Source organism: Ruegeria sp. CDSA033, assembly GCF_059612305.1.
In genome coordinates this window covers 1-10,830 of sequence record NZ_JBXWQI010000042.1, presented here as the reverse complement: position 1 = coordinate 10,830, position 10,830 = coordinate 1, and the positions used below count along the sequence as shown (strand labels likewise).

Sequence of the window (10,830 nt, the reverse complement as noted above, 5' to 3'; positions counted from 1 at the left end):
ATCAGACATGGTCACCGCTCGATTTTCGAACCGTGAATCACGCAGCCAAGCGGAAATCAATGGGTCCTGACCCTAGGGCAGAGTAGGTTTGCAAAGTACCCGCGTCGCTGACAAAACAAAGCCCGATCTGGCAGATGCTACCGATAGATTTGCCTGCAGTTTCAACGTCCAACGCAATAAACCGAAAAGGCCCGGTTGGCGGCATTTTAAGATGCCCAAATCTGTTCAACATGTCTACCTTTTGGGTGCCCCACATCTGACGGAATTCCTCAAACCTCGCGGCCAGTTCAACAATTGAGCACCTTACTATTCGCGGGTCAAATGGGTCTGGGCAAGCCATTATCCCTCTCAAAGAATATAGCCTGCCAGTATGACGCTTCGGCTAATGCTGCCGCAATCCAAGATGGGCAGCCCAGTGAGAAATCTGGGAGTCGAATTGGAAGATGAGTTCGCGATTTCGGAGGCCATTGAAATCTAAGTCTTCGGGCCGTACAACTTGGACGACCCTTTGCGGACAGCCGGCGCAACCGAAATCTGGCAACCCTGCATCCTGAAAGCGGCCATCCATGTACGGAGCAGCAATTTGGAGAAGTTAACGGCTCTAACGTACAACAAGGCGTCAATCTGCTTTTTTTCTCAATGTCCGTTAGTGGCTTGGGTCCGACATCAATGCTTGCTCTGAAATAGGGGATGGTTCTTCTGCTGTCTTTTAGGGCAAGAAAGAATATCTTCACCTCTACTGAGGGATATGAAATGTGTTGAAACTCATCAAGAATGCGCGACTCTATTCACCCGAGCCTGTTGGTTTGGGCCATATTCTCACCGCAGGTGAACGCATCATTTACCTCGGTAGTGTAGTGCCCGAATTGCCCGATCAACTTCAGGCCGAGATCATTGACGTCGACGGTGCAGCGGTTGTTCCGGGTTTTATTGATGGGCATGCGCATATCACCGGTGGTGGTGGTGAAACCGGACCAGCCAGTCGGGTGCCGCCGATGGTTCTGTCGTCTTTAACCCGTGCCGGTGTCACCTCGGTCGTTGGGGTGTTGGGCACCGACGATCTGACCCGCAACACGCAAACGCTGGTACAACAGGCCTATGGGCTGCGGGCCGAGGGGCTTTCAGCCTGGTGTCACACCGGTGGCTATCACATCCCTCTGGCCACGCTCACCGGTTCAGCCCGTAGTGATATCGTGTTCCTTGATCCGGTTATCGGCGTTGGTGAACTGGCGATCAGTGATCACCGGTCGAGCCAACCCACTTTGGACGAGTTTCTGCGGATCGCAAGCGAGGCGCATGTTGCTGGCCTAATGACTGGGAAAGCCGGCATCGTGCATTGCCATATGGGAGACGGCGAGCGGGGTCTTTCGATGTTGGAACAGGCTATCGCGACCTGTGAGATCCCCGCGCGCGTCTTCAATCCAACCCATATCAATCGCAACAAACCGCTCTTTGAACAGGCCGTCGCACTGGCGCGGCACGGATGTTACATCGACGCGACCGCATTCCCCTGCGAACATATCGAGCCCGGCATATCGGCCGCCGAGGCCTATGTCCAATTTCGCGATTTGGGTGGTCGCGCGGACCGGTTTACGATCAGCTCTGACGGTGGCGGTTGCCTGCCGGCCTTTGACCGAGAAGGCAATTTGACACGGTTCGGTGTGGGATTGTCGGACACTCTGCCCGACACGCTGCGCGACCTTACCGATAGCGGAGTACCCCTGTCCGAGGCGCTGGCTCCGTTGACCTCGAATGTCGCCGATCTGCTGAAGTTAAATCAAAAAGGTCGCCTAAAGGTGGGCATGGACGCGGATTTGGTGGTTCTTGACGAAAACACGGCTGTGCGGCATGTGATGGCCCGGGGGGAATGGCATGTCCGCGATGGCCAGATAGTCCGGCGCGGCATGTATGAACAGGTTTGAGCGTCCGCGCGGTCCCCGGTGGCTGCCCGTTATTACACCGGAAGGTAGTTAAGATATGTGCCCTGCACCCATTGATGCAGAGACCCCGCGTGGGTTCATCATTCCGATTGGCGGCGGCGAAGACCGTGTCAAGGAAATGCAGATTCACCGCAAGTTCGTGGAACTGTCCGGCGGTGCGGATGCCGATATCGTCGTAATCCCGACGGCCTCGATGTTGGAGGAAACCGGGCCGGATTATCACCGTATTTTCTCCGAACTCGGGGCCGGTCAGGTCGAGTTCCTGCCGATCTCGCGCCGTGCCGATTGCGACAATCCCGAATATGCCGAGATGCTGGATCGCGCCACCGGGGTATTCATGACCGGCGGGAACCAGCTTCGCTTGTCGGCGATTCTGGGTGGTACGCTTGTCGCTCAGAAGATCCGGCGTCGGAATGCGGCGGGGGTACCGGTTGCGGGAACCTCTGCCGGGGCCTCGATCATGTCCGAGCACATGGTTGCAGGCGGAAGCAGCAATTCCGCCCCGGCCGAAGGCAATATCACTCTGGCCCCAGGCATGGGGTTGACCAACGCGGTCATCATTGACCAGCATTTTACACAGCGTAACCGCTTGGGGCGCTTGCTAACGGCCTCATCTTTCAACCCTTTTTTGATCGGACTGGGAATTGACGAAGACACGGCGGCGTTCATTGGGCCAGATAACGTTCTTGAGGTCGTGGGCAGCGGAACCGTGAGCGTGGTGGATGCCAGCCATCTGACCCATTCGTCAATGTGGGATGCCCGCCGCGGCGAGGCGCTGAGCCTTCTGGGTCTTCGGCTTGACGTTCTTGGCGAAGGGTGCCGTTATGATCTGACGGCTCGCCAGGCTTTCCCGCCGGATGAGCATATGGCGTTCTGCACACTGCCGGACCTGTCTGGGGATGACGTCGCCAGCGGGGGATAACAAAAAGATAACCAACGGGGACCTTCATGAAAATTATTTCGACCAACGTTTTTGTCGGCCCGAATGTGTGGGCAAGTTTTCCGGTTATTCGCCACGTTATCGACTTGGATATTCTTGAAGAATGGCCATCGGCAAAAATTGGTTCCGACTACATCGACGCTTTGATCGTGGCCCTTCCCGGTCTGGCTGAACATGGGTGTTCCTATCGCGAACCCGGCGGTTTCATCAGACGCCTGCGCGAAGATGAAGGCACCTGGCTGGGTCACGTACTGGAACATTGCGCTATCGAAGTACAGAACGTAGCCGGCACGGATGTGACTTTTGGCCGGACCCGCAGTACGGGTGAACCTGGCCAGTACAACATGGTTTATGAATACCGGCAGCGCGACGTCGGTCTGGCCGCGGGTAAACTGGCGATGCGGTTGCTGATGCATCTGCTGCCGCAATCCCTGAAGGATCAGGTCGATTATGAATTCGACCCGGATTTTAACTGGGAGGACGAACTGCGTAGCTTTGTGCTGCGGGCGCAGCGCAAGGAATTTGGTCCCTCAACCGGCTCGTTGGTCAAGGCCGCACAAGAGCGTGACATCCCCTGGATCAGGCTGAACTCCGGCTCGCTGGTGCAGTTCGGGCATGGGAAGTATCAGAAACGCATTCAGGCAACCATTACCTCTGAGACCAAGCATATCTCGGTCGAGATTTCCTGCGACAAGGAAGATACCCACAACCTGTTGAACGATCTGGGCCTGCCGGTACCGCAGCAGCGCATGGTTTACTCGGCCCGCGAGGCAGCGAAAGCGGCGGGGCGTATTGGATTTCCTGTTGTCGTCAAGCCGCTCGACGCCAATCACGGACGCGGCGTTTCGATCAATCTAAAATCGGAATCAGAGGTCGAGGCCGGTTTTGCCGAAGCCAAGGAACACTCCCGCAGCAGGGCCATTTTGGTGGAAAGCTTCATCACCGGTTTCGATCACCGAATGCTGGTTGTGAACAACAAGCTGGTCGCAGTGGCCAAACGTGTCCCTGGACATGTCGTTGGCGACGGCACGCACACGATTGCCGAACTGGTTGACATCGTGAACCAGGACCCGCGCCGTGGCATCGGGCATGAAAAAGTGCTGACCATGCTTGAAATCGACAATCAGGCCAAACGCCTGATGGAGAATGCGGGCGTGACAGAAGAGGCCGTGTTACCGGATGGTGAGATTTTCTATCTCCGATCGACGGCAAATCTGTCGACGGGCGGTACAGCCATTGACCTGACGGATGTCGTACATCCTGACAATCGTGACATGGCCGAACGCGCCATCATGGCGGTTGGGCTGGATGTGGGGGGTGTTGACTTCCTGATCGACGACATCACCAAATCCTACAAGGATATCGGTGGCGCTATCGTCGAGGTGAACGCAGCCCCCGGCTTCCGAATGCACGTGGCTCCGTCCGAAGGTCAGCCGCGCGACGTGGCGGGCAGAGTGATTGATATGCTGTTCCCCGCCAATGAGGAAACCCGCATCCCGATTGCGGCGATCACGGGTACCAACGGCAAGACTACGACGTCACGGATGCTGGGTCACATCATGAAAACCAGCGGCAACACGGTTGGCATGACCTCGACAGACGGCGTCTATGTCGACGGTAAGCTGAGCGTCAAGGGCGACATGACAGGGCCCAAATCCGCGCAGATCGTCCTGCGCGATCCGGCGGTCGATTTCGCGGTGATGGAAACCGCGCGTGGCGGGCTTGTGCGGTCAGGTCTGGGCTATCAGCGCTCAAACGTGGCGGCGTGTATGAATGTCTCGGCAGATCATCTGGGTCTTGGTGGCATAAACACGGTCGAGGAACTGGCTGTCGTCAAGCGCGTGGTGGTTGAAAGCGCCACAGATACGGCGGTGCTGAATGCCGATGACATCAATTGTCTGAAAATGGCCGACTACGCCGGAGCCGATCAGATATTCTATGTCACTACCAATCCCGGGCACAGTCTGGTCAAGGAACATATCAAGACCGGCGGCAAGGCCATCGTGCTGGAAAAGGGCATGAATGGTGACATGCTGACCATCTATGACAACGGGCTTCATATCCCGGTTCTGTGGTCACATCTGATCCCGGCGACGTTGGAAGGCAAAGCGATTTTCAACGTCCAGAATGCCATGTTCGCCGCCGCGATGGCCTATAGTGTCCGAGTAGACCTGGACAATATCCGTCACGGTCTGCGCACCTTCGACACCAGCTATTTCCAGGCACCCGGGCGAATGAATGTCTATGACGAACATCCCTTCAAGGTGATCCTGGACTATGGCCACAATCCAGCCGCACTGAAGGCGATGGCGGCGCTGGCCGATCAGTTGGAGGTCAAGGGCCGCAGGCTGTGCGTTGTTGCGATGCCCGGCGACCGGCGTGATGAGGACATTGTAGACGGGGCCGCCGCGTTGGCCGGACACTTTGATCATTACATCTGCAAGGCGGATGACCGCCGCCGCGGCCGCGGGCATGACGAGGTGCCGCAGTTGATGCGTCAGGCGATGATCGACAACGGTGTGGACGCCGCAGCGATCACGATAATCCCGGACGAGGTCGAAGCGGTGAGCGCCGCGTTGGAGCAGGCTGCACAGGGCGATCTGCTGGTGATCTTTGGTGACGACACGACACGTTGCTGGAAACAGATCATCTATTTCAACTCTGATGGTGAAGCACCCGAAGCCGCGCCGGTGGCAAGCCCTGCCGAACCCGCATTCGAAGACATGTTCGAAGGCGATCAGAACTTGATCCGGGATGAGCGTGGCGTGCGTCTGGCCCGTGAAATCAGCGAAGACGCGGATTGAGCGGAGGCTCGGAAATGGACCGGATTGATGAGCTTGAGACCGCGCTGACAATTGCAAGCGCGACTGTCGACCATATTCAGGTGGATGACGTCCGGCGTCTAACCGGGCCAGGCCTGCTGTGGGATCGACCCGGCGCAGTGATGGACGTGTTTTTCACCGATATTGATGCCACGCAGGTCACCGCTCTGTGGGAGAAACACGCGCGTCGTGTGCTGGATGCGCTTGGCTGGCAGGATCAGGACCTGACCCATCGCATCTTTACCGGTGGCGTCAATTTAGCGATCTCGGCGCCAATGGATCAGCTCTATTCCGCGATCTTCGCGGCGCAAACCGCTTGGCATTTCTGTGCCGCCGACCTGCTTGCATCCGAGCCCGGAGATTTCGATCAGATTGTTCCGGATGTCAAAGGCGTAATGGAGAAAGAAGCCAACCCCGCGCTGATCGCCCTGATCGCAGCAGCACAGGCGCGTGGTGTGGATATCCTCTGCGATGATGACGAGGTGTCGATCGGGCACGGTACTGGCAGCCAGACCTGGCCGGTCGATGCGCTGCCGGCCGCTGATGAGGTGGGCTGGTCTGCTCTGCACAATATCCCCGTCGCGTTCATCACCGGAACCAACGGCAAAACCACCACTACCCGGTTGCTTGAGGCGATTGCACGCGCCTCGGGCAAGGTCGCCGGGCTGACCTCAACCGAATTTGTGCGCGTGGGTGAAGATATTCTGGACCGTGGCGATTACTCAGGCCCCGGCGGCGGGCGCATGTTGCTGCGCGACAAAAGGCTGGAGGTTGCCTGTCTTGAAGTCGCACGGGGAGGCATTCTGCGTCGGGGTCTACCGACTCGCGCGGCCACGGCAGCAGCGGTCACCAATGTGGCGAACGACCATCTAGGGCAATACGGGGTCAACACGGTGCCAGAACTGGCTCAGGCCAAGTTCGCCGTACATCGCACACTGGCCGAGGGCGGTGTGCTGGCCCTGAATGCCGACGACCCATATGTCCGCACCGAGGCCGAGAAGACTTCGGCAAACATCTGGTGGTTTTCGCTGGACGCACAAAATGGCCTGATCCGGCAGGCTCGCGATGCAGGCAAGTGCTGCGCCTATGTGCGGCACGACGATATCGTCTTTTTTGACGGCGCGGTCGAAAAAGTAGTGATCGCTGTTTCCGATGTTCCCTTGACCATGGGCGGCGCTGCGAAATACAATATCCTGAACGCTCTGGCGGCCTTGTGCCTAGCCCTTGCACTAGACTTGCCCATTCAGGCAGTGCGGGATGGGTTGGCCGGGTTCAAGCCAGACGCCAAAGATAACCCGGGTCGTTGCAACGAGTTTGAGTACAATGGAGCACGGGTCTTTGTGGATTTCGCACATAACCCACATTCCATTTCCGCCGTTTGCGATGCGCTGTCTAGCTTGCCGGCAAAACGGCGTTTCATCATGCTCAGCCATGCGGGGGACAGATCGGATCAGGATATCCGGGACGTAACTGCGACAGCGCTGAACTTCCAACCTGATGTGGTCGTCGCAACCGAACTGGAGGGGTATTTAAGAGGTCGCGAACTAGGAGAAATTTCTGATCTGATCGAACGGACAGCGTTGGAACATGGGTATGGTACAGAACAAATACTCAGAGCTGCTTCGCCCACACAAGCCGCTTCAATGATAATTAAAAAGCTGCAACCGGGCGATATTGCCTTGCTGCTGGTGTTGTCTGACCGCAGCGCCGTTCTAGCGATGCTTGACGGGTAAAAACAAAGCCGGGAGCCAGATTAACTCGATTGCGTCCAGCACAAGGCAATTTCAGCAAGCGCAAATGGAGATAAGCAAACGTCGGATACCTAAAAATGTTGCGCCTTTGACCTGAGACCGGTCAGAAGTGGAATGGGGTACAGAACCTACCTTTTGGTCGATGCGCTGAAATTGGTAGATTGGGCTCACAGTTGACCTCGTTTGCAACGGGGCATCAGTGTCAAAGCCACAATACCCACCTACAAGAACCGCCCAATTCAGGCATTCGAGCAAAGCAGAATTTGGGATGACCGCTTCCGTGGAGTTGGCCTTCGTACACTGCGCAACATCGGACGGCTATGGTCCTTCGCAAACCAGCGCGAAGGCACCGACTTCTGGTATCGTGAGCGTGCCCACGGTGACTGGTTCGTCACCTTCAACGGCTGTTATCAGTCGAACCGAGGCGACGATCCGGCTGTATTCGGGATCGGCGAAGTCAATTACCGGGCGCATATCGACATCGGTGCCTTAAGCCGGGTCAAGTCGGATAGGTTCTGTATGATGCTTCGCTACACCGACACCACACTGCCAGCCACCTGACAAAGCCCGTTGACCTTCATCGGACCGTACGCTCCGAGGAGAAAGTCGATTAGACATCACTACAATTTAACTCGAAAAACTCAGGCTTTCGAAAGTCATTCAACTGGTGACCAATCCGAACCTGGATCGTAGGCCGAGATTTCGACAGTAAGATCGAGCGTATCCGGGCCAAAGTCTGCTTCATACACAATACCGTTTTCACCCACGAGAAAAGAATGGATGCCCGTTTCTCCATAATCCGAAGGCACTGCCAGCAAAGCGTGCCCCGCGACGAACTGATCGCCGACAAAGTAGGAATAGGCACCACCCGGAGCATTCGGCCCCTGCCCCTGCAGAATTGTGAAGTAATACCCGAGGAAAGGTTCGGGTTCGTAATCGGCCTCACCGTCGCTCCACCCCGAGGCGGCGGCGCGGGCAAGTGCGGCTCCGACAAAACTGTCTTCTTTCGGCCAGAAGAGGCCGTTTCGCTCGCCGGGATCCGATATGATGGTCCGGGCAAACTCCATAACGCCATCGCCATTGTGATCCACAAGACGGAACGCCGCCTGAAGATCGACATAGGCCTCTAGCGTTTCGATCACGTCCAATTCGTTCAAACCGATTTCACGGGCCGAAAGTTCTTCGATCCCGGCCGCCAAATCAAACCGCCAGCCGGTTTCGCCTTGCAGAATTGGGATTGGAAAGGGCCAACTGTCTTCGCCCAACAAAAGGACCACCCCATCATCATCGGGTTGAAAGCGGTATCCTTCAGAGTACATGCCAAGCACGTCTTGCCTTCTTTGCTGATCTTCCGCGGGATCGCCTGTTCCGATCACGTCTTTGGCCTCGGGTCCGAATATCTCAAGCAGCTTGTTCTGATCACCGTCCTTTAGGGCCTGGACAAAAGCGTCCAATGCGGTTTGCGGAGTTTCGAAAAGGGCACCGTCGGAAAATGCCGGTCCGGCCACCATGGCAAGAAGTACGATAGAAAAACCCGATTTACGCATGTTACCGTCTCCTCTTGGCTTTGGCAGCGTGCCCACGTCTGGACGCCTTGTGGGCTTGGGCGCCTGATGCTTTTTTCTTCATCGCATTCCCTTTGGACGAGGCGGACTTACGCTGGGTCACTGCCTTCTTTGCCTGAGGCTTCTTTTTGACAGGCTTTTTCGCCGCATCCGGACGTTTGGTCCGATCGATGGCCTGTTGTTTGGCTGCGGCCTTGTCCCGATCAACATTACCGCGGTTCACCTGCGGCAGAGATTTGTCGCCACTGCCCCGATTTGCCAGAGCACCTCCCGCGATGGCCCCTGCGCCTGCACCAGCGGCAACAGCCGCAGCACCGTCGCGGCTAATGTCTGCGGCGCCGGATTCACGGCTCAGTTTTGCACGGAGTTCGTCCGTGCGGCCTTCGGGCCGGTTTACGGGCAAGTCACCGCGGCCACCTTCCGGCCTTTTGTGATCGGCGATCTTATCCCGGGCTTCCTGTTGGCGGTCAGGATCGGGGTTCCATCCGATATCGGTACGGTCGCCAAGATCGATGTCATTACCGATATTGACGTTGCCATCGACGTCTATGTCAATGTCGGGGTTTCTGTATATTGGGCCACCGCCCCACCCGCCGCAATTTCGGCACCCCCAGTAGCCATACCAGTCGTCGTCATCGTCAAAAATCTCGTCGATCAGCGCCACAGTGCCAAAGGTCAGCAACGCCGCCCCCACCACGTCGCCGGTCGAAGGGCCGGTGTAGACTGTCTCGGGATTGTATTGCGGGACGTAAACTGTTTCGGGTTCTGTCGGAGTGATGATGACCGTGTCGTCGTTAGACACTTCGACGGTTTGCTCGGGTCCTGAAACAAGGGCACCGCTGTCAATTGCCTGATCTCGCATGACCTGAACCGCATCCATCACATCATCGGATTGGGCCAGCATGGCTGTGCCCATTGTCTCGGTCCAATCAATATGTGTGGCCATCTGACCAACGATTTCGGGGAACGCCGTCGCCAACACACTGACAGAAGGATCCCAGCCCATCGCTTCGATTTCCGGCTCAAGCTCAATGGGGTCCCGCTCGGCGTTATCCAGCAAATACCGTTCGGCCTTCACAATCTCGATCGGCTGTGTCGCTGCGACGAAAATCTGAATCAGCAACGTGTCCGGGTAAAGAGCCACTGGAGCGACCAATGTTTGCAATTCCGCATCCGTTAGAAGATCGGAAGAATATACCGAAGCGTCTTGCGGTTCGGCAGGGTCGTCGGAAGCCTCTTGCGCAAACAGCACCGTGGATACGCCGATACCGAGTGCAAACATCAAGTATTTTAACATATTGCGATCCTTTAATTTCTCAAAGGATCGCCCAAAATTTCGATTCTGGCAATCGAACGGTCAAAACGCTCGCAAGAGCGCGATAGGTGTCGGTTTCGTGGAGAAGATTGTGTCGCTCCAGTTGGCATTTGGCGGAACAACCAGAAAGAAGTGCACCAAGGGAAGTTATCACATTAGCTTCCTGCCCACCAAGGAATGCTGATGCTCTGATTTCAAGCGGCTCGAGTAGCGGCATCCCGGGCATCAAATACCTCGAGGCGGTGATATCGGATTGTTATGGCTGAGCGACGGAATGCCGGGGCACAGAAGCAATTCCGAACGGCAGAATGGGTTGTCACGAACCTCTGTAACCCTCCTGGGGACCGAAATCTCCGCATCGTCCGTTCCCGCTTTCGGAATGGGGGCGGCTGTTCTCGGCTCGATTGTTTTAGCCCTTGTGCGACCACTGATCCAACCCCGGCGCGACTTCTCGCTTGGCGGCGCCATATGAGCGCAGTTTGTCCGTGATGATCCGC

7 protein-coding genes and 1 pseudogene are annotated in these 10,830 nt (G+C 56.7%); 5 read left to right on the top strand and 3 right to left on the bottom strand.

What is annotated here, in order from left to right:
* Positions 1–755: 755 nt before the first annotated feature.
* The 5 genes from iadA to AC2FLA_RS22045 all read left to right on the top strand — a co-directional run bounded on the left by iadA (position 756) and on the right by AC2FLA_RS22045 (position 8,014).
* On the top strand, positions 756–1,922 hold the full coding sequence (gene iadA, locus AC2FLA_RS22065; protein ID WP_496725348.1) for a beta-aspartyl-peptidase: 1,167 nt from the start codon (positions 756–758) through the stop codon (positions 1,920–1,922).
* 55 nt (positions 1,923–1,977) lie between these two features.
* On the top strand, positions 1,978–2,862 hold the full coding sequence (locus AC2FLA_RS22060) for a cyanophycinase (RefSeq protein WP_496725346.1): 885 nt from the start codon (positions 1,978–1,980) through the stop codon (positions 2,860–2,862).
* A gap of 26 nt (positions 2,863–2,888) precedes the next feature.
* Positions 2,889–5,684, top strand: coding sequence for a cyanophycin synthetase (gene cphA / locus AC2FLA_RS22055; protein ID WP_496725344.1), 2,796 nt, complete (start codon positions 2,889–2,891; stop codon positions 5,682–5,684).
* 14 nt (positions 5,685–5,698) lie between these two features.
* Positions 5,699–7,435 carry a Mur ligase family protein gene (locus AC2FLA_RS22050; RefSeq protein ID WP_496725342.1) on the top strand — a complete coding sequence of 579 codons (1,737 nt, stop codon included), beginning with the start codon at positions 5,699–5,701 and terminating at the stop codon, positions 7,433–7,435.
* 201 nt (positions 7,436–7,636) lie between these two features.
* On the top strand, positions 7,637–8,014 hold the full coding sequence (locus AC2FLA_RS22045; RefSeq protein ID WP_496725340.1) for a hypothetical protein: 378 nt from the start codon (positions 7,637–7,639) through the stop codon (positions 8,012–8,014).
* A gap of 95 nt (positions 8,015–8,109) precedes the next feature.
* Here AC2FLA_RS22045 and AC2FLA_RS22040 read toward each other — a convergent pair whose 3' ends face one another.
* The 3 genes and pseudogenes from AC2FLA_RS22040 to AC2FLA_RS22030 all read right to left on the bottom strand — a co-directional run.
* Positions 8,110–9,000, bottom strand: coding sequence for a DUF2950 family protein (locus AC2FLA_RS22040; protein WP_496725338.1), 891 nt, complete (start codon positions 8,998–9,000; stop codon positions 8,110–8,112).
* Between the two features lies 1 nt (position 9,001).
* Positions 9,002–10,315, bottom strand: a complete 1,314-nt coding sequence (locus tag AC2FLA_RS22035) for a DUF3300 domain-containing protein (protein ID WP_496725336.1) — start codon at positions 10,313–10,315, stop codon at positions 9,002–9,004.
* 212 nt (positions 10,316–10,527) lie between these two features.
* Positions 10,528–10,830, bottom strand: a pseudogene (locus AC2FLA_RS22030) (DDE-type integrase/transposase/recombinase); the annotation flags it as partial.